Below are 26,617 nucleotides of genomic sequence, written 5' to 3'. Positions count from 1 at the left end.
CCGGCCGGAGCTCACGGGGATCAAGTTCACCCAGATCCTCACCTCCAGCGACGCCGGTGTGAGCAAGAGCGAGGGCCTGTTCACCCATGTGCTGACCGCCGCGGGCGTGGCGCCATCCCGGGTCATTCACCTTGGTGACAACCCGGTAGCGGACGTCGAGGGCGCCCGCGAGCACGGCATCATCGCGGTTCACTACCCCAAGTACTCCGGTGGGCTGGAGGCGACGCTCACGCTGGAGGGGCTGCGTGGCGGTCCGACCTCCGATACCGCGATCGACTCCGAACACGGCGACTACGGTATGACCGCGCTTCGGGCCCGGACGCTGCACCGCACCGATGCCACCGCGGTTCCCTCGGGTCTGCGCCGGCACTGGGAGACCGGCGCGACCGTTTTCGGCCCGGTGTTCACCGGATTCGGCGAGTGGGCGGCCGCGCGGGCGCAGGAGCTCGGGGTTGATCGCGTCCACTGCCTGATGCGCGAGGGGGCGTTCCTCGCCCGGGTCCTGCGGGAGCCGGCCGGTGAGGTCGGGATCGAGGCGTCCACGCTGTGGGCCTCGCGCCACGTGTGCGCGCTGGCCAACATCTACGAAGGCACCCCTGAAGAGCTGGGCAGGTTCCTGGTGCGCCGGCATCCACCGAGTGTCGGCCAGCTGCTGCGCCAGCTCGGAGTCGGCATGGACGAGGTGGCGGGGTTGTCCGCGCTGGCCAGCCGGCGCCTCGACGTCCCGGGTCTGCTGTCCGAGACCCTGGAGGCCCTGTGCGGTGACGAGCGCGTTCGCAGCGAGATCGTGATGACCGCCAGCCGGCTGCGCGAGCGCTTCCTGCGCTACCTGGACGCACACCTCGGTGAGGCGGACACGGTCGTCGTCGTCGACCTCGGCTGGGGTGGCACCATCCAGGCGTTGCTGCAACGCCTACTGACCGCCTGCGGCCGCGATGTCGAGGTGGTCGGCCTGTACCTGGCGACGAGCACCGGTTCGCAGGCACACCGTCTTGCCGGGCTGCACCTGGAGGGATACATCGCCTCGGGCGGCGAACCCGATGCGCTGTTCGGTCAGGTGATGCGCAGTCCCGAGGTGCTCGAACAGCTCTGCATGCCCGATATAGGTTCATTGATCGGTTTCGACGAGGACCGCAACCCCGTGCTCGGTCCCGACCACACCACCCGAACGCAGGTCGCGCAGCGCGTAGCCGTCCAGGACGGCGTACTTGCCTACCAGCGGGAATGGCTGCGCTACCGCCGGTCGGAGACGCCGATGCCGTCCCTTCTCGATGACGGAGCGCGGCTGGCGGCTCTGCGCACCCTCGCGCGGTTCGTGACCCGGCCCACCTCGTCCGAGGCGCTCGCGTTCGGGGTCTGGGCACACGATGACAACTTCGGGTCGGATGTGTCCGAGGGGCTGCTGCCTGCCGATCTGCTGCGCCGGATGCCGTACCTCACGGCGGCCGATCTTGAGAAGATCCCGATGCAGGAACTCTACTGGCCGGCCGGGGTCGCGGCGGTGGCGAACCGGCCCCTTGCCGTCATCAGTGGGCTGGCGACGAATGCCGGGATCTCCGCGGCGGAGGTCTCACCGGAGGCTGCCGCCGGACCGGTCGAGGTCTACGTCGACACCGGCGGCGACTTCGTCAACGGGCCGAAGGAATCCGTGGTCACCCGGTCCGCGCGCGACGGGCTGTCGTGGGTGCGCCTGCGGATCGACGGGGTCGGTGTCCGCCGGGTGCGCATCGACCCGGCCGGCCGGCGTGGCTTGATGCGGCTGGATTGGTTGCGGCTGTCCTTCCACCTCAACAACCTGGCCGAGCCGTACACGGTCACGATCACGTCGGTGGCTGACGAGGCACGGCTGCACCTGGTCGGGGCGCGGACGCTGCAGTCGAATCTGATCGAGATCCACAGCGACGACCCGCAGTTCGTCTACGTCATCGATCCGGTGGCGCAGGCACAGCTCGCGGCGACCTACGCCATCGACATCGAGATGGCCTTCGGTTGGCTGGCAATCGGTTCCGATCCGTTGGCGATCCCCACCCGGTCGGCCGGGACCACTCCGTTGCCGCGTCGCGCCGCGCGCCGGTTGCTGCGGGAGTTCGAAAGCCGATTCTGACCCGGAGGGCCTGGTTACGCGCTCCACGGGGGACAATCGGCCAGAGCGTTCCAAGCGGATGAGGTTGCTGTGGATGAGGTTGCTGTGGACGAAGTTGGTGTGGACGGGGTCGCTGTGGATGAGGGCGGGTCGGGTGACACCGTTGAATCCGTCACCGAACGCACCCTCCAACCGTTGCTGCTGCACTCCCTCGCCGAGCTGCGGGAGGTATGGCTGCCGCTGTTGGAGACTGTGCGGGCACGCAGCGTCGTCGAGATCGGTTCGGAGAGCGGTGTCACCAGCTCCCTGCTCGTGGACATGCTGCGACGCCACGGTGGTGGCAGGCTCCTGATCGTCGATCCCGATCCTCGCGACGTCCCCGGGTCGGGGCAGGACGTCGAGGTCGTGATGGTGCGCGGCTTCAGCCCACAGGCGTTGGACGGCCTTCCGTCGGCCGATGCCTACCTGATCGACGGTGACCACAACTTCCCCACCGTGTCCGCCGAGCTGTGCGCTGTCGAGGAGACGGCCCGTGCCCACGGGCGCAGCCACTTTCCGCTGGTCATCCTGCATGACGTGGGTTGGCCCGCCGGCCGTCGTGATCAGTACTATGGGCCGGACCGGATCCCGCAGCGGGAGCGACAGCCGTACTCGTGGGATCTCGGGGTACGGCTCGACAGTGCGGCGGCGGTACGGGGCGGCTTTCGGGGCGAAGGTGCGTTCGCCTGGGCGCTGACTGAAGGTGGCCCGCACAACGGCGTCCGCACGGCCGTGGAGGACTTCGTCGCGGACCGACCTGAGCTGCGCTTCCACCTGGTTTCACCGATCTTCGGTCTGGGTGTCGTGGTGGACCGGCAGGCACCCTGGGCTGCCCGGGTGGGGGATCTACTGACCCCCTGGGTCGGCAATACTCTGCTGACCCGGCTGGAACGTAACCGTCTGGATCTCTACCTGTACGTGATCCGGCTCCAGGACGAGATGACCGAGGCGGCCCGGCGCCGGCAGCGGGAGTGGGCACGCTTCGACGCAACCGTGGCCGACCATGCGGCGCATGAGCTCAGCCTGCTCGATGCGGTGGCTGCGGGCGAGCGCGCGCTGGAAGCCGAGCGCGACACATCGCGACAGCTGCGTGCCGAGCTGGGGTCGATGGATGCGCGTTCGTGGCCGGCCGCACGCGCGTCGAGGTCGCAGGGTTCACCGGCGCATGAGCCGGCTCTGGTGCACGCGGCCCGTGCTGCGGGCGCCGCACTGCGGACCCGGATCGGTGATCCGCGGCTGCGGGCGGCCATATCGCTGCTGCGCGGTGACCGGTGACCGGTCACCCGTGACTGGACGACCGGTCGCTCTAACACATCCCGGAGTACGGCAGCGCCGGGATGTGGGCCGCCCACTCGGCGGCACTCAGGCGGTTGCCGTCGTCGGCGCAGGCGCGCGTGGCAAGCTCGTCCGGGTCGATGGTCGCGATGCGTGCGGTCCGGTCGTCACTGAATGTGATCAATGTGTGGCCGTCGGGGTGCAGGGCGAGCCCCTGGACCCAGTCGGTGTGGCCGCTGATCACCCCTGCCGGCAGCGGATGATCGGGGGCGGAGACGTCCCATAGATGCGCGGTGGTGTCCCAACCGGACGTGACCAGCATGCGACCGTCCCGGCTGAACGCGGTGTCGAGGACCCAGCGGGGATCCGCCTTGATCGTCGATCGGTTCGTCGGGGCCCGCCCATCGCGCACATCCCACAGGCGGACCGTGCCGTCATAGCTTCCGGTTGCCAGTGTGTTTCCGTCCGGGCTGAAGGCGAGGGTCCACACGTAGTCGGTGTGGCCGTTGAGGGAGGCGAGGGGGATCGGCTGGGTGGGCTCGCTGACGTCCCAGAGCCGGGCGGTGTTGTCGGCGCTCGCGGTCGCCAGCCGGCGCCCGTCAGAGCTGAACGCGACGTCCTGCACCCAGCTTTGATGTCGGGCGAGCACACTGAGCTGGCGCGGCTTGGTCCGGTCGGTCACATCCCACAGTCGGGCGGTGTTGTCGTCCCCGGCGGTCGCGAGCAGGCGCCCGTCAGGGCTGAACGCGACGTCCCGGACGCGCGCGTTGTGTCCGGTCAGGGTTGCGCGGGTCACCGGCTTACGCAGATCGGTGATGTCCCACAGCCGCACGGTGCCGTCGAAACCGCCGGTCGCCAGGGTCCGGCCGTCCGGGTGGAACGCGACTGCCAGCACCCAGTCCGTGTGCCCGGTCAGGGTCGCGAGCAGGGTCGGTTGGGCCGGCCTGGTGACATCCCAGAGCGCGACGGTCCGGTCCGCGCTCGCGGTGGCGAACAGATTGCCGTCGGGGCTGAACGCTCCACCGAGGATGGACACGGTGTGACCGGTCAGTGGTTTAGCGTAGCGTCCCGCGAACGACGTGATCAGGCTCGCCCGCGTTTGCGGACCGGGTGAGATCCGGTAGGCCGCGAGGCTGAGCCGGGCGGCCAGCGTGGCGTTGACGCCGCGGGTCGCGTCTGCATCCGCCGCGACCTTGCGTGCCACCTCGCCCCATCCCCGGACATCGGTCCCCGACCCGTTGGTGGGGAGCATCACCATGATCGCTATGACGGTGGCGACCACCAGAGCGACGGCGCTGCAGGCCACCGTCGCAGCCCGTCCCAGTGGGCTACGCCACGGAAGCAGGCGCCGGCGCCGGTGGCTGCCCGGGTCGGTCTGGTCAACTGTGATCCGGTCGCCGGCGTGCCTCGTCGGTGAGACAGCTGCCGGTGCTGCCTGCGTCTGGGATGTGCCGTTGTCGGGGGGCACCACCTGGGGCGGCAGCAGGGATGCCGACGCGGTCCGCACGAGCTGGGTGACCTCGGGGTCGGGCTTGGTGGTCGTGCCCAGGTTGACCAGGCGAATCAGCAGCTCCTGAGCGCTGGGTCGCGCGTTGGGCGCCTTGTGCATCGCCGATTCGACCACGCTGCGCAGCATGTCCGGCAGACCGTCGAGGTTCGGCTCATGGTGGACGACCCGGTAGAGCTGGGCGTGCGTCGGGCCTTCCCCGAACGGGTATGAGCCCGTTCCCGCGAAGGTGACGAGCCCGCCCCAGGAGAAGATGTCGGCGGCTGCGGTAACCGGATCCCCGATGGCCTGTTCCGGTGCCATGAACGCCGGCGTTCCGACCACGTGCAGGTCTTTGCTGATGACTGTTTCGGCATCCGCGACGCGGGCGATGCCGAAGTCGATGACCCGCGGTCCCAGCGGTGAGAGCAGGACGTTGGACGGCTTCAGGTCGCGGTGGATCAGACCGGCCGCGTGGATGGCTGTGAGGGCGGCGGCGACGCTGACCGCGACCCGTTCGAGATCGGCTGAGGGCAGCGGACCGCCGCGGGCTACGGCCTGCGTCAGCGTGGGGCCGTCGATGTACTCGGTGACCAGGTACGGCGCGCCGTCGGCGGGGTCGACGACGTCGAGAACCTCGGCGGTGCAGAACCGGGCGACCCGTTGGGCGACGGCGGCCTCTCGGCGGAACCGGGCGCGGAACTCCGGAACGCGGGCGAGCTCGGCGCGGATCACCTTGACCGCGACCAATCGGTCATCCGGTGCGCGGCCCAGGTAGACCGTGCCCATGCCGCCCTCGCCGAGGCGACCGAGCAGCACGTAGCGACCCAGGCTCGCAGGGTCGGCGGGCGCCAGCGCCGCGGGCGGGCTCGCGGACGGGCTCGCGGGCGGGCTCGCGGACGGGCTCGCGGACGCGCCGGATGGCGAGGGCGGCAGGGACACCCGCGTCCTCCTGATACCGATGGTGCGATGCCCTGGCCTAGGGCCTGTGCGCAGCGTACGCGGTCGCGTTCCGGGTCTGCTGCGCCCGTCAGGAATCGTCCTCGTCAGGAGGCGTCCTCGGCGGGTGGCTGGGCGGTGCGCGGCGGGAGCGGCCACCCGCCCCCTGAGCGCCCGATCAGCGTGACGTTTCCCGACAACGACACGGCTGGTGGTAGGTCGGGACCCTGGCAGTGCCGAACGGACGCGTCGAGCCGGCTGGTGTCGATCATTTCGATCCCGGCCGGGGATTTCTGCGCCGGTCCGGCGGGCACCGCGTTCAGCTCGGCGCACGGCACGCCCGACAGAGCGGGTGCTGCCGGCACGGCGGGTGCCGCAGCAGGGGCGGTGCGCCCGGCTGTCGGTTCCCGGCAGGCGCGTGTCACCGCCACCGCGGTCACGACGGTGAGGACGACGGCGGACACGAAGAAGACCTCCACACCGACCACCGGCCACGGCGACCATGCGGTCATGGCATCCCAGGCGTCGGTGACGCCGCCCGCGGGCGGGCGCCAGAAGTAGGTGACGACCTCGCTGATCGACTCCCCCTGCATGCCGATCGCGGCGGTCAGGAGCGCGAGCGGCATCCAGCGGGCGGAGCGAGGTCGCAGCGTGGCCGTGCCGATGCCGACCAGGACGGCTATCCCGGTGAAGCCGGTGAACAGGTAACGGCCGGAGATCCCCGTGATGTACCCGGTGGCCGCCACGTGCATGGCTGCCCCGACCGCGACGACGACCAGCAGGGCGATGGTCGGCCACAGCATGAACGCCAGGTTCGTCCGGTCCGTCCAGCCGGCGGCGCGGATCACGGCGCAGGCGGCCAGCCCGGCGACGACGCCCGAGGCGGCGAACACCAGCGGCAACGGCAGATCGACCTCGTACCATCCGATCGAACCCCACCATCGGCCCAGCAGGCCCTGCGACATCCAGTTCCAGTAGACGGTCCAGTTCGATCCGATGTACCGGCCGGGTGGAAAACCCGGCGTGCGCGGTTGGAACGTGCCCCATCTGATGATGTTGACCAGCCACCACCACCCGCCGGCAGCGACAATCATGGAACTGCACAGTGCGATCGACCACCTGGACGGGCGCGCGCCACGTAGCCAGATGATCACATACGCGCCGGCGACCATGGCTACCAGCACAACCGCGAAGGCCTTCGTGAGCAACGCCAGGCCGGTGAGCAGCCCTGTCCACCCCGCGGTCCGTGCCGAGGTGTCCCCGGTCAGGATGTGGGTGACCGCCACCGTGACCAGCGCGCCCAACAGGATCAGCAGGTTGTCGTTGTTGACGCTGGAACCGATGTGAACCAGCTGTGGCACGGCGAAGGGCGTCAGCGATGCGACCGTCGCGGCGACAGGGGACGGGTGCAGCCGGCGGGTGGCCGCATGCGCGAGCAGCGGCAGCGGTGCCACCATCAACACGCTGATCATCCGTAGCAGGCCGATGGTCACGTCCCAGCGCAGGGTGTCCCCGCCGGCCGGGAACGCGGCGAGGATGGTCGCGTTCATCCAGTAGTACAACGGTGGATGTTGGACGAGCTGCTGGATGGAGCCGGGCGGCTGCCCGGGGCTGGCGAGTCTGTCCCATGCAGGTCGCGCTGAGCGCGCTACCGCGTCCCGCTCGGGGATCGGGTCGACCGTCAGGTCGTAGGGGTCCGCGGGACTACCGAACGGTGACACCGCGATGGCTCCGACGCCGTCGGCCGTCACAAAGGCGTTGCCCGGGCGCGGCCAGCCGTCGCCCTGGACGATTCGCATGATCGCGTCGACCTGGTTCGGTTCGTCCGGTGCGTGATACTGAGGCACCAGTACTGACCAGCACGCGAGCAGGATGCTGAAAAGCCCGGTGACCAACCAGATGTGCCCCGGGGTTTGACGCGCCAGTGCCGCTGGACTGAACCGTCCGGTGGCGGCGCCATGAGGCTGCCGGGATCCGAACGGCCCCACATCCCGAGCGTCTACTCCCCGAGCGCCTACACCCCGAACGCGCGTATCCCGAACGCCCACGACGGTCATGCCAGCCCCGATTCGTTCGCACCTGATCGACGTCGGGAAGTGTAGCAACTCTAAGTACGCGAAAAGCTACTATCAGTGATAGCCTCGGGATGTGTCGTTCTCTCCCGTGATGCGGTCGGCGGCTTGCATCGAGCTACCGCCAGGAGTCGACCTGGCCGACGATCTTGGCTGGCGAGCCCGCGACGATTGTCTTCGGTGGGACGTCGCGGGTCACCAGGGCGCCCGCGGCGACCACGGCACCCTCGCCGATCGTCACACCCTTCAGGACGATCGCCCCGGTGCCGATCCAGACGCGATCCTCCAGGATCACCGGGGCGCTCATCGGCTGTTCCACTCCATCCACGGTCATGGGGTGGAAGTCGTTGTCGAGGATCTGGGTGTCCCAGGAGATGGTGCAGCCCGCACCGATACTCACGCGCTCCCGCACGAGAATCTTCGCGAAGCCGTTGATGTTGACGTTGTGGCCGAGTTGCAGGAGGCCGGAGTCCACCACGATGCGCGCCCCGCGCTGTACCGATGCGATCCCCTCGCAGCGCAGCCGTCCTTCGGGATGGATCCGCAGCACGGAGGTGTCCCGTCGGGTCGAGATCCCGAACGGGCCGAGGCCGATCCGCAGGGCCGCGCCGTCGGCGAACTCGATGCGTTCGTGCCCTTCGATGACGGTCGGCGATCCGATCCAGATCGGCTGCCCGTGCGCGATCGGGTAGCGCAACCCCGCCGCGAAGGAGCGCGCGGACGCCTCCCGCCCGGCACGCAGCGTCCTGACATTGCGGGCGTATTCCCGAAGGTCGTTGACGAACTGCCGATCAAGCGTTCTGACATGACTGCCGAGCCGATCGCTGAGTCCACCCATGGTCGATAAGCCTAACCGGTCGGAGACGAAGCGATCATGGCCGTGTTGTAACCGCGAAGAGGCGTCCATCCCCGGCGTTCGGACATGCCGTGCAACTCTGGGCTCCAGGCGCATGCGGGGGAGGCGACGATCATTCGATCCGTGAGCAGTCCAGCGGTACCGGTGGACTCGTGCTTTCCGGCTGACTATCAGGAGCAGCGTCGACGTGAGTGGCAGTGTTGTCCGTGCATCCGTCGGTCCGAGTGCGCCGACTCCCAGTGCGCAGATTTCGAGTACACCGACCGTGGGTACCGAGATTCCGACCATCGCGACAGCGGGCACACCCACCCTGAACCGACAGCGATCCGGGGTCCGGCCGGTAGCGGAGATATCCACCGAGCCGTACGTGACGGGCGCGCCATACGTGACTATCGTGCTTCCGTGTTATAACGAGCAGGATCATGTGGTCTGCGAGCTGGAGCGGATCAGTACCGCCATGGATGCCAGTGGCTACAGTTACGAACTGCTGGTCATCGACGACAAGTCGACCGACAACACAGCTGCCGTGCTGCGTGGTGTGATGCATCGATTCCCGCGGATGCGGCTGATTTCATTCCGCCGCAACGGCGGCTCGGGCACCGCGCGCCGCATCGGCACGCAGGACGCCCGCGGGACGATCGTGGTCTGGACCGACGCGGACATGAGCTATCCGAACGAGCGGATTCCGGAGTTCGTCCGCCATCTCGATGCCAACCCCGACGTCGACCAGGTCGTGGGTGCGCGTACCACGGAGGAGGGAACGCACAAGTGGGCGCGGGTGCCGGCCAAGTGGTTCATCCGGATGATCGCGCAGCGCCTGACCGGCATGAAGATTCCCGATCTGAACTCGGGTCTACGGGCATTTCGGCGAGATGTGTCCCTGCCGTACCTGCGGCTACTACCGCCTGGATTCTCCTGCGTCACCACGATCACGATGGCATTTCTCTCGAATCAGCACCCCGTGGACTACATTCCGATCGACTATGCGAAGCGGTCGGGTACGAGCAAGTTCCATCCGTTCCGGGACGCGCGCCGCTATATCCTGCAGGTGCTGCGGATGGTCATGTACTTCGACCCGATCAGGGTGCTGATGCCGATCGCCTTGTGGATCATGGGTTTGGGTTTCGCGAAGCTCGTCGCCGATCTCATCCGGTACAACCTGCGGGTCACCACGTCCACGCTGCTGGCGATTCTGGTCGGTTTTCAGATCGTGGTACTGGCCCTGATCGGCGACCTGATAGTCCGTTCCCGTAGTGATACCTGAGATGTCGACAGCTGGGCCGTCGCCGCCCGGAACACCCCGGGCGCGTATTGCGATCGTGGGTCCGACCCATCCGTACAAGGGAGGCGTCGCCCAGCACACGACGGAGTTGGCACACCGGCTCGCCGCGCGTGGTCACAGTGTGCGGATAGAGTCATGGTCGCGGCAGTATCCGGCCCGGCTCTACCCGGGTCGCCAGCGCGTGAGTCACCCCGAGACAGAGCCCTTCGCGGCCACGGCGTATCCGCTGTCGTGGTGCCGCCCGGATTCGTGGGTACGACTTGGCCGGCGGATGTGCCACAGCGCCGATGCGGTGATCATCGTGGTGGTGACCCCGATCCAGGCGCCGGCCTATCTGGGTATCCTCGCCGGCCTCCGACCGGCGGGAACGACGATCGCAGGTCTGCGGCCGGGGGGTATCCTCGCCGGCCTCCGACCGGCGGGAACGATGATCGCCGGTCTGCGGCCGGGGGGTATCCTCGCCGGCCTCCGACCGGCTGGTCGATTTCCGACCGACCGTCCTGCTGTCCTTGCGTTGTGTCATAACGTGTTGCCGCATGAGCGGCGCGCCGGCGATGAACCGCTGATCCGGGCCGTGCTGCGGCGGGTGTCGGGGGTCGTCGTACACACGCAGGCCGAGGCTGAACAGGCCCGTGCGTTGACGGATCGGCCGGTGGCGGTCGCTGTGATGGCGCCGCATCTGCGGACGTGGCGTGAGATGGATACCGCGGATGGTGACATCCGATCGTCCCCCGATGGCGATGGAGCAGGAGACCAAGCAGAAGACGGGGATCGCGTCCGGCGCAGACTGTTGTTCTTCGGGCTCATCCGACCCTACAAAGGTCTGGATGTCCTGCTGTCGGCATTGGCGGCCGGGCCACCTGATGTGTGCCTGACTGTCGCCGGGGAGTTCTGGGGTGGTATCGAGCGCACCCGCGAGCTCGTCGCCGAGCTCGGCCTGGCCGGGCGGGTGGAGCTGCGTCCCGGATATGTGCCGGTGACCGATGTGCCGGGGTTGTTCGCGACCGCGGATGCGCTCGTTCTGCCCTACCGAGCGGCGACGGCGACCCAGAACGTCGACCTTGCCCACCTGCACGGTCTGCCGGTCGTGGCGACCCGAGTCGGCGGATTGGCCGAGACCGTACGTGATGGCGTGGACGGGCTTCTTGCCGCACCCGGCGACCCGGTGTCGTTGGCCGGGGCGCTGCGGCGGCTCTACGAGCCGGGCGTCCTGAAGGCATTGCGGGCCGCGGTCGTCCCCCCGGACGCGGATGCGGCGTGGGCCCGCTATCTGAATGTGGTCATGGGTGCGATGAGCGTCCATTAGGACACTTTCTGTTCAGATTCTGTGCTGTTTTGTATTGCTTTTGGCACCGTGGTCGATGCGGAGTGTAGTGCTTTCATCGCGGGATGTCCGGTCCGGCGGTGGCGGGCAGACTGTGACTCGTGCCAGGGGTGCCTTCGCCGGGAATGCCGTCCTCGGGGTGGTCTGCGAGTTCACTACGTGACCAGGCTGTGGCCTATGTCGGTCACCAGGTGCATGTGATTCGTCGCCGTGAAGTGGGCACGTTGCTGGAGTGGGCGGGTGAGCTGACCGGGCGCACCGTCCTGGATGTCGCCGGTGGCGATGGCTACTGGGCTGGTCAGGCCGTCCGGCACGGAGCTCGGGCCGTTTGCGTCGATCTTGCCCGGGGTAAACTGGATTTCGGTCGCAGATTGCGCGGGCGTCCCGCTCTCATCGAGGGGGACGCGCTCACGCTGCCGTTCGCCGACGGCTCGTTCGACGTGGTGATGTCGGTCTGCGCGATCGAGCACTTCGATGACGGTCCGGGTGCGCTCACCGAGATGGCGCGGGTCCTCAAGACGGGCGGAGATCTCGTCCTGTCCGCCGACGCGTTGACCCGGGCGCACCGCTGGCCGCGGCTGGCTGCCCGCCATCGGGAGAGATATCAGGTGAAACGTACCTACACGGGTGATCAGCTGGCGGAACTGCTGGACGGCCGCGGCCTGTCCGTGGTCCGCCAGACCTACCTGTTCCGATCGCCGCTGGCCGAACGGCTGTACCTGACGCTGTCGGCCAGCGGCGGCCGTCTCGGCTGGAACGCGGCTGCGCTGCTCTCGCCCGTCGTGGCGATGTCGGACCGGCGCAGCCCAGACGGCGGTGGCAGCGTGGTGCTCACCCACGCCCGCAAAGATCGTCGAAGGTTCCCGCAGCCCACGCCGATAACAACAGATGAGCCATAGCTGCGGCAGATTGTTGGGTGCCATTGGCTGACACCCACGGGGATGTGGTGGCGGCGTTCACCGTCAACGGTGCCGGCCTGACCGATCAGAAGGTGTTCGATCCGTTCGGGGTTCCGACGACGGCGGGTAGTGCGAATGTGCGGGTCGGCTTTCAGGGGTCGTGGACGGATCCGACGACGGCGAAGGTGAGTGCGGAGGCCCGCTGGTACACACCCGGTACTGGTGGGTTTGTCTCTCGGGACAGTGCGGGTCTGCCGTTGACGTCGGGGATCTCGGCGAATCGGTATGTGTATGGCAACGCGAACCCGCTGGCGTTCAACGATCCGTCGGGGCATTCTTTTCTCAGGGTTGTTGGCAGATTTGAGCATTCAGTGGTTAACGGGGTTAAGGCGGGGGGTCGGGCAGTCGGTTCGATTTATGAATCGGTATCGGGCGCGTCGTTGAGCGCGGAAGAGGCGATTCTTGAAGCTGAGATGATGGCGGGGAGTAGTCTCTCGTGGACTGGGGTCGGCCTTATTGTGGTGGGGTTGGCGGTTGCCGGTACCGTGGAGTACTTCGCTCTTCGTGGTTCGTCGCAGCCGGTAACCAATCCCAATGACTTTCCCGCTCCCGATCCGAACGGCAATCCGAATCCAGGTGCCGGCAATGGCAACGGTGGTGGCGGTGGCGGCAACGGTGCCGGTGCCGGCGGTGGCCATGGTGGTGGTGTCAAGGGTAGGGCGAGTACGAACGCGGGTTCGCCGTTGAAGCGGTCGATTCCACCGATCCCGCTGCCGCAGTTGAAGCCGCAGTCGTCGGCGGGGACGGCTGTGTCGTCGTTGCCGAATATCGAGTGGCCCGATGGTTCGTCGCCGGCGGGGACACCGTTGGATCTTGTGGACTGTGTGCTGGGGACCTGTGCGGATTCGTTGCGGTCGGGGGATGGGGCGTCTGGGCAGGGCACGGATGGTAGCTGCGCCTCGGCGGGGGGTCCGTCACCGTTGGCGACGACTTGTGTGCCGGACGAGCCTGCGCCTGATCCGGCTGCGGGTGGTGCCGGCGGTCCGTCCGGTGGCGGTAAGCCTTCCGCCCCGCCCACCTTTCCCGACTCACCCAGGAACCTCGACGACGGTGACATCTCATGAAATAATTCGGAGTCGTTAGAGTTTCGCGACCCGCATCAAGGTGGCGTGCCACTTGTCGCTGCCGTGACCCAATTTGGTTTGTACCGCTCCGCGCCGCTCTACTTAATTATTTTTCAAGAAATGGATTTGGAAACCGAATCGCCCGGGTTCAGTGGAGGGTCGCATATGCTCCACGCTGCTTTCTTCGGAGCGTTTGTGCGTGCGGCGATGACCGAGCTCCGCTGGTAACTAATCGATAGATCTGTTGCGTATCTGTTGTGTAAATGTAGCGGTTTTTCCAGAATATTCATGTTCGGATAGGCATGGAAAGTTTTATACTGATTTTCATGTTTTACGGTCGGCTGCTCTGGCAGCCCAAGGATCGGGTGCCCAGCGGAACGAAGACGGTCTTTCGTGTTGGGTCGATGACGGTGAGTGTGCTGGTTGCGATCGCTGCGTGTTCACCACACTCGACGGCAGCGCATCTACCCATGCCTGTGCCGACGCCCTCCGTGCCCTCCGCGCCCTCGACGGTTTCTGTTTCCCCGCCTGTGGCAGGCTCGGCTGCCGACGAAGTGACGGCGTCGCCGAGCGCACCATCACCTGCAGTAAGTTCCCAAGGCCCGGCGGAACGTCCGTCGGACAGTAGTCCAACCAACGCCGGGAGCCAGGCTTTGGCCAGTGCTAGGCGGGTTGTCGCCCGTCCGCACGCGACGCCGCAACCGTCAGCTCGGCCGTCGACTCGGCAGATCCCGCCTCTGCCGCTCCCCTCCCTCAAGCCGCAGCCGCCGGCCGGGACGATATGGTCATCAGCGACGAACATTGCCTGGCCGCCAGGCTCGTCTCCGCAGGGCAAGCCGTTGGTACTCCAGGAGTGCACCCTGGGTACCTGCGCGGATCCAGCCCCACTGGCCACGGTGACGCCCCGACCATCCGCCAGCGGTTGAGGCCGGGTAGTAATAGATTTCTGCGATTTTCGTCCAAGCCACCGCTCGGGGCCACAGTGGCACACTTGCCGGCGTGGACGAGGAAGCGATACCCATCCTGCACGTCAAGAACGCCGAAAGAGCCGTCGCCTGGTATACGCGGATCGGCTTCGTCAAAGAGTGGGAGCACCGCTTCGAACCCGGGCTCCCCGCGTTCGTGTGCGTCGCGAGCGGCCGGGCGCGGCTTTTCCTATCCGAGCACAGCGGCGACGCCCGACCCGACTGTCCCGCACAGCGCCCGAATGTACGACTACTACCTGGGCGGCAAGGACCACTACCCGGCGGACCGGGACGCCGCCGAAAAGGTGATGAAGAGCGCCCGGCAATAGAGACGTGGATCAAGGGATGGGGCTTGGGTGCGTAGATCGCGAGACGGAGGAGAGCCGCACCCTGGTTGTGGGTGTCGACCGACGACAACACAGGGAGGTGCGTGCCCCGGCCCCGCGAGGCCGCGCTTGTGTTGCCGGCCGCTCTGTGGGAACGATGTGAATCTGGTGTTGTGGGAGGAGCATCAGATTCACATCGTCAGGAGCGTCTGGCAGTAGGGGTGTGGATGAAGGAAGGGGGCTGGGGTGCGTGCATGGTGAGACGGCGGCGGGAGTCACTCTGATTGTGGGTGTCGACCTGATTGTGGGTATCGACCGACGAGCCGGGGTACTCGTGCCTCGCGAAGCGATAGCCGGGGAGCGATGCGGCGAGGTGCGTGCCCCGGTCCCGCGACGCCGCGTCCCTATTGCTGGTCGCTCTAAAGCCTTCCCGCAGATGCGGACCATTGCCCGCGCAGGCCGTGCCTTTATGCGTCGGATGGTGCGCTTCATCGCGGCGAAGACCGGCGTCCGCCGGTGCCGTCGTCAGCGCGGTCGGTCGCACGCCGTGATGCGAACCGTAGCTCACGACTGAATCGTGCCGCGACCAACGGCAAGATCGGCACGAGTTTGTCGTCGGGTACGCCTTTCCGGCCGAAAAGCGTACACAGCGACAAACTCGCGCCGATCATCATCTGAGCCAGAGGTGGATCGTCATCTGGGCCAAAGATAGATCATCACCTGGGCCGGGGGTGAACGTTCTGCGGGCGGTCGATCATGAAGGTGCACCAGACGGACTTGCCGCTGTCGGTGGTTCGCGCTCCCCAGCGATCCGCGATCAACGAGACGAGATGGACACCGCGGCCGTGCTCGTCGTCGGCGGTCGCTCGCCGCCGCCGTGGCAAGGTGGCCGTACCGTCGCGGACGTCGAGCACCAGTTCGCCTCCGGCCGGTCGTAACCTCAGGTCCATGGGCGGTCTCCCGTACAGGACGGCGTTGGTGACGAGCTCGCTGACCGCAAGAACGACGTCGGCGGCACGCCCCGGTGGGATCCGCCAGGATTCCAGCGCTGCGGCAGCAGCCCGGCGGGCCTCCCGTACACCCTGACAGCTGTCGGGAATCTCCATGTGCAGGATGGGCTGACCGCCATCGGTTGACAACGCGCCATCGGTTGACAACGCGCCATCGGTTGACAACGCGCCATCGGTTGACAACGCGCCATCCGCTGACAACGGCGGTGCGACCTGGACGAGCAGCAACGCGATGTCGTCGTCCTGGTCGCCGGGGAGCATCCGGTCAACGAGCAGAGCCGGCAGCGCGTTGAGAGGGATGTCGCGGGATCCGGCCAGATATCCGCAGAGCTTGTCGATGCCGGTGTCGATGTCACGGCCGCGCTGCTCGACCAGCCCGTCGGTGTAGAGGACCAGCACGGCACCCCGGGGGAGGGCCACCCGCTGTTCGGTGAATTCCGGAAGATCGGCGCCCAGGGGAGGCCCCGATCCATCGGTCAACTGGTGGACCGTACCGGTCGGGTCGATGAGCAGCGGGGGCAGGTGACCGGCCCTGGCAAAGGTCAGGGAGTGGTCGAGCGCGTCGTGGACCGCATAGACACAGGTCACGATCGAGTCCTCGGAGAGGTCGCGGACAACCCCGTCGAGCAGCTCGAGGAGATCCGCCGGCGGCAGGTCGAGGCGGGCGTAGGCACGCACCGCCGCGCGTAGCTGTCCCATGACGGCCGCGGCGCGCACCCCCCGGCCCATCACGTCACCGATGACGAGCGCGGTTCGGCCGGCGCCGAGATCGATCACGTCGTACCAGTCCCCGCCGACCTCGGTCTCGCCTTCGGCGCGGTAGTACACGGCGGTATGCAGCGTGCCGTGAACGAAGGATGTTGTGGGGAGAAGACTTCGCTGGAGCTCGGCGGCGATCCGGTGCTCACGGGCAGCCGATTGTTCGATCACCGTCGTGGTCCGCACCGCTTCCTCGGCCCGCCGTCGTTCGGTGAGGTCCAGACACGAGCCGATGTATCCGGTGAAGCGGCCCGCCAGGTCGAAGATGGGACGGCCGACATCAAGTATCCATCGGAAATCGCCGTCCGCGTGGCGCAGCCGATACTCCGTTTCGAAGGGCTTGCGGTCATCGAATGCCTCGCGGTAGACGTTGACACAACGGTCGAGATCCTCCGGGTGCACACCGTCCGCCCAGCCGTATCCCAGCTCCTGCTCGACTGTGCGACCGGTGAACGAAAGCCACGTGTTGTTGAAGTAGTCGCATCCGCCGTCCGTGCCGGACCGCCAGATCAGCAGTGGGAAGTCGTCGAGAAGGTGCAGATAGTGCGCGCCCACCCGGCGTGCCCGCTCCAGCTCCAGATTTGCCCGCACCCGCGTTCGCAGCTCCGCGATCGAGAATGGTTTGGTCAGGTAGTCATCGGCCCCTGCCTCAAGTCCGGTGACCGCGGCATCCTCTCCTGCGCGCGCCGACAGCGCGACTACTGGCAGATGCGCGGTCGAGGCGTCCGCACGGATGGCGGCGAGCAGCGCGAAACCGTCGACCCCCGGCATCATCATGTCGGTGAGTACCAGGTCCGGCGGAATGTTCCGGATTCGGCGGAGTGCCGCGGCCCCGTCGGCTGCTGCCGTCACGTCGTAGTCGTCGGACAGCAGCGTGACGAGATAGTCACGCATGTCGGCATTGTCGTCCACGACCAGCACGCGCGCCCGGCCGTCATCGCTGTCTGGAGGTGGGCGCACGGCAGCAGCGGCAACGTCGGGTTGCGGCCGGTTGGACCACCGCATCGCCTCGGCGAGAAGCCCATCCGCGGATTCCGTGAGAGTACCTGGAGGCGCGGACGTTCGGGCACCTCGGCCGGCGGGGATAACGCTGTCGGTAGGCAGGTGTGCGTGACCGAACGGTAGCCGGACGGTGAAGGTGCTGCCGGCTCCCGGCGCGCTGTGCACGGTGACACTGCCCCCGTGCACAGCGGTGAGTTCGGCGACGAGCGCGAGGCCGATGCCCGCGCCTTCGTGCGAGCGCCCGCCCGCATTCGGGACACGACGGAACCGCTCGAACAGGCGGACCTGCTCGGCCGTGTCGATGCCGATGCCCGTATCGGTGACCGACAGTTCGGCCCAACGGGTCGGGCCCTCATCCACCGCGGCCACCCGGACGGTGATGGTGCCGTGCAGCGTGAACTTGAGGGCGTTCGACAGCAGGTTGATGATAATTTTGTCCCACTGGTCACGGTCGATCCACACCGGCTCGGGTAACGGCGGGCACTCCACCACCAAGGCGAGGCCGGCTTTTTCGGTCGCAGCTCGGAACATACGTGTCAGGTCCGCGGTGTGGCCGGCCAGGTCGACGGGCTCGTATTGGGGCTCCAGTCGGCCGGCCTCGATCCGGACGAAGTCCAGCAGATTGTTGACCAGGCGAAGCAGCCGTAGCGCATTGCGGCGGACCAGCTCGACCCGTTCGCGCTGGACCTCCGCGAGCGGGAACCTCTCGTCGGTGAGGGCGTCCTGCGCAGGGCCCAGCATCAGCGTCAGCGGCGTACGGAACTCATGACTGATGTTGGCGAAGAAAGTCGTCTTCGCCGCAATGATCTCATTCAGCGTTATTGCTCGGTTACGTTCTGTCGCATATGCGACCGCGTTCGACATCGAACTGGTGATCTGATCGGCGGCGAGGGAGAAGAAGCTGCGGTAGTCGTCGTCCCACGGGCGCCGGGGACTGACCCCTGCAACGAGAACTCCGCGCGCGCCCACCGCCCGCAGCGGCAGGATGAGAGCCCGTCTGACGACGCCGAGCCGTGGTGCGGGCACCGCCAGCCCTTCGACCAGGGTCGGCTCGTGCTCGTCGAACGCCGCACGTGCTTCGCCGACCAACGTCGTACTCGTCGCCTCGATGTTGTCCATGCCTTCGCCGGCCACGAGATGGAGGGTGGGCTCGTGGCCGGGCTCAGCCCCGTCAACAGCTCCGTCAACAGTCTGGCCGTCATCGAGGCCGCCAGCCAGATAGAGCAGCGCGAACGGAACATCGGCGCGGGCCTCGCCGAGCGCCGTGGCTGCCCGTTCCAGCACCTCCTGAGTGGTTCGCGCCTCGTTCGTGCTGGATGCCAGTGACCGCAGCGTCCGCAGCCGACGCGCACCAACCACCTGCGCGGTCGTCTCCGTGCATGCGCTGAATACACCGCCGACATGACCGGACTCGTCCCGGAGCGGACCATTGGAGAACGTGAAATAACACTCCTCCTGATAGCCGTGTCGATTCATGGGGAGCATTTCGTCCTCGTAGCGGAAAGCTCCTTCGCCGGCCAGTACCGCGGACAACATCGGTCTGACGGCATCCCATATCTCCGACCACACTTCCGCGGCTGCTCGGCCCATCGCGGACGGATGTTTGTCGCCGAGCATCGCCATGTAGGCGTCGTTGTAAATCTTCACCAGCCGCGGTCCCCAGAAGATCACTATGGGGAACCGGGACGACAGGCAGATGCCGATGGCTGTCCGCAGAGTCTGTGGCCAGGCCCACGGGGAGCCGATCGGTGTCACGGACCAGTCCAGGTCACGCATCAGTGCCCCGGTGGCGCCGCCGGCGTCGAACATCTGGGCCAGATCTGTTGGGATCGCAGCCGTCGTCGCTGCGGCCATGGTCGTTTCGGTGCTCCCGGTCGTGGACGTTTGGCTGCTGTGGTGCTCCGTGCTCTGGTGCTCCGTGCTTACCGGATACGGACTGCCGGGGCCTGCGCCGGTGGAGCGCTCGGTGATGATGTTCGGATCCTCCTGGATGGCGCGTGACTGCCCGGGCGCTCGGTTCTGCCGGCCGCGGTCCATGTGCACTCCGGCGGCCGACTCCTGATCTGACGGCACCATGACTCCCCGCACCCGACCCACAGCCGGACCGGTCTGCGTCGGTCCTTCGGTAAAGACCCAGAAGATACCCGCGCGATCCCGATGGAAACCCGCTCGATGATCGCTTCTGTCGGTGCGTGCCTGACTGCCTTGGTGATATCGGGCGCCCGACGCCGAGCCAGGGCACCTTGCCCGGCGCGAGCCGCGTGGCCCAGGCGGGTTCAGACGGTTCAGACGGTTCAGACAGTGGGGTTCAGGCTGTGTAGCCGCGGCTGGAGTCGACCGGTTTGGCCGTGGCACCGATCGAGGCGACGAATTCCTTCGATATCACCGGATGCGAGAACATCGGAAAGTCATTGGCGATGGCGTTGTCGTGTTCCTCCTGGGACGTCGCCGCGACGCAGTCGGTGAGGGTGAAGACGTTGAAACCTTTCTCGTACGCGGTCCGCATCGTGGATTCCACGCAACAGTTGGTCAGGAAGCCGCCGAGCGCGACATTCCTGATTCCCCGGTTCCGAAGGATGAAGTCGAGGTTCGTGCTCATGAACGTATCCAGGCCGCGCTTGCCCTCGACCACGATGTCGCCCACGGCGGGTGTCAGGCCCGCGACGATCTGCGCGCCCCACGAATCCTTGATGAAGGCGTTGCTCTCCACGACCCCGGCGAGGATGCCGTACGGCTTGGCGCTGATCTCGCCGTAGCCTGCGGCGAACGAGATCGGCGCATGGATGATCGTGACACCTGCCTGTCGGGCCTGCTCGGCGGCGGTGATCGTGTTGGCGAGCATCCCGGTCCGATCCATCACATCCGCCACCGCACCGTGCAGCGCGCCACCGTCGGTGGTGAAGTCGTTCTGAAACTCGATGAGGACAACGGCGGTCTCGGTCGGGTTCAGGCCCATCACATCTCCCGTTGCGGCGGCGGATGTTGTGCGTTATCTCACGCTACCGCTCTGGAGCGTCCGGCAATAGGGCCCGCGGCGTCGCGGGGCCGGGACAATCTGGCAGGGAAGGCGTGGTCAGGTCTCTTCGGCCTGCGCGTCCGGGCACGTTCCCTGGCCGGCGAGCGGACCTGGCACCGGCGGCAGCCCTGAGGCGAGGACACCGGCGACCACGCGCCGTAGGGCGTCGGAAAAACTGATCTGTTCCTGGGCGGTCAACGGTGCCAGAATCTGTTGCTCGGCCAGGCGTAGACGGGCGGTCACCTCCCGGAGTTGGGTGTGACCGGCCTCGGTCGGGCGGACGATGCGCGCCCGCCGGTCGGCCGGATCGGGACACCGTCTGACCAGCGCACCGCGTTCGAGGTCGTCGATCAACCGCACCATGACGGAGCGGTCGACACCGAGGCAGCGGGCGACTTCAAGCTGGTTGCGCTCACACCCGCCGGCAGTGGCCGAGAGCACCTGAAGCCCGCGGAGTCCGCCGGGAAAGTCCCCGACCGCGGTCTGTGCCGCCTGGTGAAACCCGTGCAGGGCCTGGCTCAGCAACCAGCCGAGGTCTTCGTGGAGCTCCTCGGGCAGCACGGCCACCGGCTCGCTCACCTCGGCCCGCACCTCCGAATGGTCCACCTATCCGATCCTACTGTTCGTCGTCTGAGATAGTCTCTGCACATGATGTGTGCCAACGAAGATGATTATCTGTCGGCATGATCTGATTTTGCATTTATCCACCACGGCAAGGAGATCGCGTGTCCACACTCCTGCACATCGACTCGAGCGTGAGTCCGGGCTCGGCGTCTCGGGCCGTCGCCGGCCAGTTCGCCGCTGCCTGGGCCGACAGCCACGCGAATGGCACCGTCGTTCACCGGGACCTGGCCGCCACCCCGCCGCCACACATCAGCTGGGACGGCGTGACAGCCTCGATGACCCCGGACGAGGCGCGCACGGCTGAGCAGACCGCGGCCTGGCAGGCCCGCGAGGAACTCATCAGCGAACTCGAGGCGGCCGACAGCGTGCTGGTCTCCGTCCCGATGTACAACTGGTCGATCACCTCGACCCTCAAGGCGTGGCTTGACAATGTGATAGCCATCGGGCGGACGGTCGACATGACAGGCGGCCCCGGCGTGCTCACCGGCAAGCCGGTCACCGTGATCACCGCTCGCGGTGGGGCGTACGGCCCGGGTACCCCGCAGGAGGGCAACGACCACCAGGAGCCGTACCTGCGGCACGTGTTCGGGGCGCTCGGCGCGACCGACATCAGCTTCATCCACGTCGAACTGACGATGGCTGCGATCAACCCGGCCATGGCCGAGCTCGTCCCGTTGGCCGAGCAGTCGCGGGAAGCCGCCGAAAAGGCCGCACTGGCCCGCGCGGCAGCCTGACCGGTTCCGGTCGGACTCCAGGCGCCGGAGAGTGCCATGCCCGCACAGCGGGCACGGGCCTGCGCACCGGGCACGGCACTCTCGGGTTGACTCGTACGGCGCTGTGCCTGCAGCGCCTGGCGGCAGATCGGACGCGGGGTCACGGGCGCAGCGGCAGCGCCTTACCCGGGTTGAGGATCCCGGTCGGATCGAGCGCGCGTTTCACGGTGTCGTGCAGCGACCGGGCGACCGGATCCAGCTCCTCGGCGAGGACATGGCGTTTGATCATGCCGATGCCATGTTCGCCGGTGACGGTCCCGCCTACGCGCAGGGCTACGTGCAGCAGGTCGTCGAAGGCCGCGAGCGCGCGTACGGCGGCGTCGGGATCGTCGTGCGGGTACACGATCGTCGGGTGCAGGTTGCCGTCCCCGGCATGGCCGAAGGTACCGATGACGACCTCGCGGTCGGCGGCGATCCGCTCGATACTGCTGATCGTTTCGGCGAGCCGTGAGCGCGGTACCGCGATGTCGTCGAGCAGCCACGCGCCGAGTCGTTCGAGCGCCGGAAAGGCCAGGCGACGGGCGCCGAGCAGCATGTCGGCCTGTTCGGCGTCCTCGGAGCGGTAAGCCTCAGTGGCACCTGCCGCATCGCACGCGGTGAGGATGGTGTCGGCTTCGTTGTCACCAGCCTGACCAGGAAGGTCGCTCTGCGCGATGAGCAGAGCGGCCGCCGATGTGTCCAGGCCCATCGGCGCGAAGCGCTCGACCGCGGCCAGCGTCGTCGCGTCCATGAGCTCCAGCAGGGACGGTATGGCCACCATCATGATCGACTCGACCGCGCGTCCGGCGCTGACCAGGTCGGGGAACAGCGCGACAGCGGTGGTCGGTGGTGGCGGCAATGGGCGCAGCCGCAGTCTGGCCTGCGTGACGACACCGAGGGTGCCCTCACTGCCGACGAACAGCCCGACCAGGTCGTAGCCGGCTACCCCCTTGATGCCGCGACGCCCGATCCGGGTGACCCGCCCGTCGGCCAGTACGACTTCGAGGCCGAGCACGGCGTCGCGGGTGGCACCATATTTCACGCAGCACAGGCCACCGGCGTTCGTGGCGATGTTGCCGCCGATCGTGCACCACTCCCGCGACGCCGGGTCGGGCGCGTACAGCAGGCCGTGCGCGGCCGCCTCGTCACGCAACCGTTGGTTGATCACTCCGGGTTCGACGACTGCGTATCCGTCGGCGGGTCGGATCTCGCGGATCGCGTCCATCCGGTCAAGACACAGGACGACGCATCCGTCGGTCGCGTTGGCCCCGCCGGACAGCCCGGAGCCGGCGCCGCGCGGGACCACCGGCACCTGCCGGCGGTGCGCGGCCCGCATGACCGCCTGCACCTGTGCGGTGGTGCGCGGGAAGACGACGGCGGCCGGTTGCCCGGCGCCCGCCCCGGCCGCCTGATCATGTCGGTAGGAGGCGAGAAGATCGGGATCGGTCATCACCGCACCGTCGGGCAGTGCCGCTTCGAGGGCACTGGCCGTCGTGTCCTCATTGGTTCGCATCCGCGCCACCAACCGACAGTAGAGCCTGCGCCGGGATCGTGCGGCCCGCCGGTGACCGGCCCGTTTCCGGCCGTCGCACTACACTGAACCGCAGGTCGAGGTGGGAGGGCTGCCGTGAAGTTCGAGCTGCTGAAGGCTCATGGCTCAAGCAATGACATATTCATTGTCGACGGCCGACCCGGCGAGCTTTTTGCGACGACTGGCGAACTCATCGAATTCGTTCGGCTCGTCTGTGACCGGCAGGGTCCGCTGGGCAGCGATGGTCTGTATTTTGTGGACGATGCGCGAGAAGTGCCCGAAGCGTTCTTCTTCAATCCGGACGGAACACCGGCCAAACTGTGCGGTAACGGCCTGCGATGTGTTGGTCGACTCATCCTCGAACGTCGAGGTGTCGAGATCTCGGACGTGTCGACGGGCGGCGGCCGGTTCCGGGTTGAACGGATCGAGGATGTCGCTGCCGGCGTCCCCGCCGTGGCCATAGAGCTTCCCCCGGTGACATTCCGGGCTGCGGACGTCCCGATCGTCAGCCCGGGCGCCGAGCATGTCAACACCATGATCGCATCATTGCACCCGCACCTGCGCTTCACCGGTGTCGCCGTTCCCAATTCGCACCTCGTCGCGATTGTCGACGAGTATGACGAGGGCGAGCTGGTGGCCGTGGGTGGCGCGGCGGCGAAACTACCGCACGTTCTCCCGGCCGGTGCCAACGTGTCGTTCATACGCCCGCTCTCGGCGCCGCGGGAAATCTTCGTCCGCACCTTCGAGCGGGGAGCCGGGCTGACCCCGTCATGCGGGTCCGGGGTGGTCGCGTCACGCATGGTGTATTCCAGGCTCGGTCATGTACCCGCGGATGAGGCGGTCGTGGTCCGTAACCCGGGTGGCAGCTCGGTGTGCCGTGTCACGTTCGGTCCGGGCGGTTCCCGGATTCCGCGGCTGGAAGGCAACGCGACTTTTGTCTACCGTGCGGTCGTCGACGCGGAGCAGTTGCGGCGTGGCCAGCACGGGGAACTCGACGTCGAGATGCTCACCGATGAGATATCCGCCTACGAGCTGTTCTATGAGAAGAACATACGGCGGATCCGCGACAGCGGAATCATCGTATGAGATAGCCGTCTTCGGCGCAATCGTCCGGTTTCAATGTACACGGCGAGCGGTCTGTCCTACACTGAACGTCATAGGTCGTTTCGACTCAATGGAGTGTCGGGCATGATCCTTTTGCGCAGTCGACTGCTCGTCTTGTGCGGCGGAGTGCTCGCCCTGGTCGCCGGCGGCTTAGCCACGTCCTGCGGCGAAGCCGGTAACCGGGACGGGTTGCCTCGGCCGACGTCCCCGACCAGTCGCGCGTCATCATCGATACCCGCACCGACCCCGACACCCATCTCGACTCCCACCCCGATCACGTCAGGCGAATACCAGGCCGCCCTCTCGGCGCTGGACTCGGCACTGGCCCCTCAGTTTTCGGCCGTCTTTCTCAGCGGTACGCCGGCTGCCCTGTCCAACGCGTTCAAGAGCGCCGCGGCCGAGCTGCGAACCCAGGGCCTGACGCTGTCGCGGATCCGGCCCCCGGCCGACGTCGCGGCCGCTCATAAGAATCTTGTCGTTGCGTTGTCCACGTTGACCAGTGATCTTTCGAGCCTGGCCGGTGACGCCCGTGATCATACACTGTGCACAGGCGGCGCTGGAATGCCGAGGGCTGCCAGCGGTGACGGCGCGCGGGCGCTGCGCTCGGCCGCGACCGCGATCGCGTCCGCCGATCCCGCGCAGTCGTACAAGGTCGGGACGTTCATGCCGGCCGCCCAGCCGGACCTCAACCGCCAACCTGCCAACGGCAATCTCAGCCCGGGAAAGCGTGGCGGTCTGGGTAAGCTGACCATCAAGGCGGCCACGACCGATGCGGTGATCAAGCTGACCGGGGGTGGCACCCTGATCCGGAACATCTACGTCCGGGCTGGTCAGACGGTGGTCGCCGATGGCATTCCGGACGGGACGTTCGACGTGTTCTTCACCACCGGTACGGACTGGGAGTCCGCCGCTTCCCGCTTCACCCGGGACTGCGCCTTCAGCAAGTTCGACCAACCGTTGCCATACCAGACGAAGTACTTCTCGACTCAGACTCAGTACACGACCTTCACGTTGACGCTGTACAAGAGCATCGACGGCAACGCCAGCACCAGCAGCGTCGATCCGGATTCGTTCCCCGCCGTCTGAGTTCCCCGCCCGCCCAGGCCAAGGGATACGCGCGGGGAGCTGCTTTCGCGCATCGCCTGGCCCGAACAGCGGCCTCAGGTGCGGCCTCAGGTGAGGCGATCGGCGGGGCCGGACTTGATGGCCTCCACGAGTTGGCCCAGCTTGTCCTCGGGGAGGTTTCTGGCCAGGTCGGCCTCGCTGATCATGCCTACCAGCTGGTTGTTCTCGATCACGGGAAGACGCTTGATCCGATGGTCCATCATCTGGCGCATGACGTCATCGAGGTCGGCGTTCGCGTCGGTGTAGAACGGCCGGCCCTGCCCCAGATCCCTGGCCCGCGTCGTCGTGGGGTCCTTTCCCTCGGCGAGGCACCTGATCACGATGTCGCGGTCGGTGATGATGCCATGAAGCTTGTTGTCCTCGCCGCAGATCGGCAACGAGCCCACGCCGAGGTCCCGCATCCTGCGGGCGGCGTCCACGAGCGTCTCGGTCTCACCGATGCACTCGGCGTCCCGGTGCATGATCTGATGTGCGGTAGTCATGCGGATCCCCTCTCCTTCTGGTCAGATCGTCTGACCAGATCTACGGACCCGCGGCGACCTGTGGTGCGTGCCGTGCCGCCGTCCACCGCGAGCGCCCTCGGCCACGCCCGTGTTGGTACCCCGGATGTGTGGCCGCATGCCGCGGGCGGACGCGTTCACTGCTGGCGGTCCACCCGACCACGTGGGTGACCAGCCACTGGTCTGGACCGTGACCACTAAGGTGGCGACGCCGGTCGCGTCGTGAACGGCATGAGATGTGCCCACATCAGGGCACGTATCCGATGCCGTACGGTGGAGAAGGGCGAATCGGCGTGAACCCCTCGGACCGGGCATGGGACCAGAATGCGCAGCGATCTCGGCAGCCTCAGGCGTGCCGGCGACGTCGCGCTGAGCGCGATCGTCGTCTGGATCACGATGGCCAGTGGTCACGGCGCTTCACATCGCAGAAAGAGCCGTGAGCAGGTGGTGCACCGGCGGGCTGGCGACCCCCTCCGCCGCCAGCCCGCCGGTTTCCGGCTATCTCTTCTCCCCCAGTTCCACCC

The 26,617-nt window shown here is 67.2% G+C and carries 18 protein-coding genes and 2 pseudogenes; 12 read left to right on the top strand and 8 right to left on the bottom strand.

Annotated features, from left to right (window positions below):
- Both U9978_RS10010 and U9978_RS10005 read left to right on the top strand, forming a co-directional pair.
- The coding region (locus U9978_RS10010) for a haloacid dehalogenase (RefSeq protein WP_322760806.1) at positions 1 to 2,104 on the top strand (2,104 nt) is incomplete at its 5' end.
- Between the two features lie 84 nt (positions 2,105 to 2,188).
- Positions 2,189 to 3,397, top strand: a complete 1,209-nt coding sequence (locus tag U9978_RS10005) for a class I SAM-dependent methyltransferase (protein WP_322760805.1) — start codon at positions 2,189 to 2,191, stop codon at positions 3,395 to 3,397.
- A gap of 31 nt (positions 3,398 to 3,428) precedes the next feature.
- On the opposite strand, the gene U9978_RS10000 is transcribed toward U9978_RS10005, so the two are convergent.
- From U9978_RS10000 to U9978_RS09990, 3 genes are all read right to left on the bottom strand, one after another.
- Positions 3,429 to 5,825, bottom strand: a complete 2,397-nt coding sequence (locus U9978_RS10000) for a serine/threonine-protein kinase (protein WP_322760804.1) — start codon at positions 5,823 to 5,825, stop codon at positions 3,429 to 3,431.
- Between the two features lie 104 nt (positions 5,826 to 5,929).
- Positions 5,930 to 7,810, bottom strand: coding sequence for a DUF2142 domain-containing protein (locus U9978_RS09995; RefSeq protein ID WP_416210913.1), 1,881 nt, complete (start codon positions 7,808 to 7,810; stop codon positions 5,930 to 5,932).
- Positions 7,811 to 8,012: 202 nt separating this feature from the next.
- Complete coding sequence (locus U9978_RS09990; RefSeq protein WP_322760802.1) at positions 8,013 to 8,732, bottom strand: acyltransferase; 720 nt, start codon at positions 8,730 to 8,732, stop codon at positions 8,013 to 8,015.
- A gap of 385 nt (positions 8,733 to 9,117) precedes the next feature.
- Here U9978_RS09990 and U9978_RS09985 point away from each other — a divergent pair, with 385 nt between their 5' ends.
- The 6 genes and pseudogenes from U9978_RS09985 to U9978_RS09965 form a co-directional block, all read left to right on the top strand.
- On the top strand, positions 9,118 to 10,014 hold the full coding sequence (locus U9978_RS09985) for a glycosyltransferase family 2 protein (protein ID WP_416210917.1): 897 nt from the start codon (positions 9,118 to 9,120) through the stop codon (positions 10,012 to 10,014).
- A gap of 1 nt (position 10,015) precedes the next feature.
- Positions 10,016 to 11,338 carry a glycosyltransferase gene (locus U9978_RS09980; protein WP_322760801.1) on the top strand — a complete coding sequence of 441 codons (1,323 nt, stop codon included), beginning with the start codon at positions 10,016 to 10,018 and terminating at the stop codon, positions 11,336 to 11,338.
- Positions 11,339 to 11,481: 143 nt separating this feature from the next.
- Positions 11,482 to 12,255: a class I SAM-dependent methyltransferase gene (locus U9978_RS09975; protein ID WP_322760800.1), complete on the top strand. Its 774-nt coding sequence runs from the start codon at positions 11,482 to 11,484 to the stop codon at positions 12,253 to 12,255.
- Positions 12,256 to 12,272: 17 nt separating this feature from the next.
- On the top strand, positions 12,273 to 13,379 hold the full coding sequence (locus U9978_RS09970; protein ID WP_322760799.1) for an RHS repeat-associated core domain-containing protein: 1,107 nt from the start codon (positions 12,273 to 12,275) through the stop codon (positions 13,377 to 13,379).
- A 999-nt stretch (positions 13,380 to 14,378) separates the two neighbouring features.
- Positions 14,379 to 14,567, top strand: a pseudogene (locus U9978_RS24005) (glyoxalase superfamily protein); the annotation flags it as partial.
- 19 nt (positions 14,568 to 14,586) lie between these two features.
- Positions 14,587 to 14,664, top strand: a pseudogene (locus tag U9978_RS09965) (SAM-dependent methyltransferase); the annotation flags it as partial.
- A 722-nt stretch (positions 14,665 to 15,386) separates the two neighbouring features.
- Here U9978_RS09965 and U9978_RS09960 read toward each other — a convergent pair.
- The 3 genes from U9978_RS09960 to U9978_RS09950 all read right to left on the bottom strand — a co-directional run bounded on the left by U9978_RS09960 (position 15,387) and on the right by U9978_RS09950 (position 21,063).
- The gene (locus U9978_RS09960) at positions 15,387 to 19,478 is read right to left on the bottom strand and encodes a SpoIIE family protein phosphatase (RefSeq protein WP_322760798.1); all 4,092 of its coding nucleotides are present in this window, start codon (positions 19,476 to 19,478) and stop codon (positions 15,387 to 15,389) included.
- Positions 19,479 to 19,749: 271 nt separating this feature from the next.
- Positions 19,750 to 20,397: an isochorismatase family cysteine hydrolase gene (locus U9978_RS09955; RefSeq protein WP_322760797.1), complete on the bottom strand. Its 648-nt coding sequence runs from the start codon at positions 20,395 to 20,397 to the stop codon at positions 19,750 to 19,752.
- 117 nt (positions 20,398 to 20,514) lie between these two features.
- The gene (locus U9978_RS09950; RefSeq protein ID WP_322760796.1) at positions 20,515 to 21,063 is read right to left on the bottom strand and encodes a MarR family winged helix-turn-helix transcriptional regulator; all 549 of its coding nucleotides are present in this window, start codon (positions 21,061 to 21,063) and stop codon (positions 20,515 to 20,517) included.
- A 119-nt stretch (positions 21,064 to 21,182) separates the two neighbouring features.
- Here U9978_RS09950 and U9978_RS09945 point away from each other — a divergent pair, with 119 nt between their 5' ends.
- A complete protein-coding gene (locus tag U9978_RS09945; protein ID WP_322760795.1) occupies positions 21,183 to 21,815 on the top strand; it encodes an FMN-dependent NADH-azoreductase in 633 nt (210 codons plus the stop codon).
- A 139-nt stretch (positions 21,816 to 21,954) separates the two neighbouring features.
- On the opposite strand, the gene U9978_RS09940 is transcribed toward U9978_RS09945, so the two are convergent.
- Positions 21,955 to 23,346: an FAD-binding oxidoreductase gene (locus U9978_RS09940; RefSeq protein WP_322760794.1), complete on the bottom strand. Its 1,392-nt coding sequence runs from the start codon at positions 23,344 to 23,346 to the stop codon at positions 21,955 to 21,957.
- 114 nt (positions 23,347 to 23,460) lie between these two features.
- Here U9978_RS09940 and dapF point away from each other — a divergent pair, with 114 nt between their 5' ends.
- Together dapF and U9978_RS09930 are read left to right on the top strand one after the other, a co-directional pair.
- Positions 23,461 to 24,450 carry a diaminopimelate epimerase gene (gene dapF / locus U9978_RS09935; RefSeq protein WP_322760793.1) on the top strand — a complete coding sequence of 330 codons (990 nt, stop codon included), beginning with the start codon at positions 23,461 to 23,463 and terminating at the stop codon, positions 24,448 to 24,450.
- A 102-nt stretch (positions 24,451 to 24,552) separates the two neighbouring features.
- Positions 24,553 to 25,554, top strand: a complete 1,002-nt coding sequence (locus tag U9978_RS09930; RefSeq protein WP_322760792.1) for a hypothetical protein — start codon at positions 24,553 to 24,555, stop codon at positions 25,552 to 25,554.
- An 86-nt stretch (positions 25,555 to 25,640) separates the two neighbouring features.
- Here U9978_RS09930 and U9978_RS09925 read toward each other — a convergent pair whose 3' ends face one another.
- Positions 25,641 to 26,075: a CBS domain-containing protein gene (locus U9978_RS09925; RefSeq protein ID WP_322760791.1), complete on the bottom strand. Its 435-nt coding sequence runs from the start codon at positions 26,073 to 26,075 to the stop codon at positions 25,641 to 25,643.
- A gap of 342 nt (positions 26,076 to 26,417) precedes the next feature.
- Here U9978_RS09925 and U9978_RS09920 point away from each other — a divergent pair.
- Positions 26,418 to 26,617, top strand: a 200-nt coding sequence (locus U9978_RS09920) for a hypothetical protein (protein WP_322760790.1), incomplete at its 3' end; no start/stop codon positions are given.

Origin of the sequence: Protofrankia sp. Cr2, from assembly GCF_963555885.1 — a bacterium.
GTDB lineage: Bacteria > Actinomycetota > Actinomycetes > Frankiales > Frankiaceae > Protofrankia.
This window is presented reverse-complemented; position numbering and strand designations above follow the sequence as displayed.

Bases quoted from the DNA above. Each gene is read 5' to 3' on its own strand.
- U9978_RS09990 (WP_322760802.1), bottom strand. From the start codon at position 8,732: ATGGGTGGACTCAGCGATCGGCTCGGCAGTCATGTCAGAACGCTTGAT.
- U9978_RS09980 (WP_322760801.1), top strand. From the start codon at position 10,016: ATGTCGACAGCTGGGCCGTCGCCGCCCGGAACACCCCGGGCGCGTATT.
- U9978_RS09975 (WP_322760800.1), top strand. From the start codon at position 11,482: ATGCCGTCCTCGGGGTGGTCTGCGAGTTCACTACGTGACCAGGCTGTG.
- U9978_RS09960 (WP_322760798.1), bottom strand. From the start codon at position 19,478: ATGGACCGCGGCCGGCAGAACCGAGCGCCCGGGCAGTCACGCGCCATC.
- U9978_RS09955 (WP_322760797.1), bottom strand. From the start codon at position 20,397: ATGGGCCTGAACCCGACCGAGACCGCCGTTGTCCTCATCGAGTTTCAG.
- U9978_RS09940 (WP_322760794.1), bottom strand. From the start codon at position 23,346: ATGCGAACCAATGAGGACACGACGGCCAGTGCCCTCGAAGCGGCACTG.
- U9978_RS09930 (WP_322760792.1), top strand. From the start codon at position 24,553: ATGATCCTTTTGCGCAGTCGACTGCTCGTCTTGTGCGGCGGAGTGCTC.
- U9978_RS09925 (WP_322760791.1), bottom strand. From the start codon at position 26,075: ATGACTACCGCACATCAGATCATGCACCGGGACGCCGAGTGCATCGGT.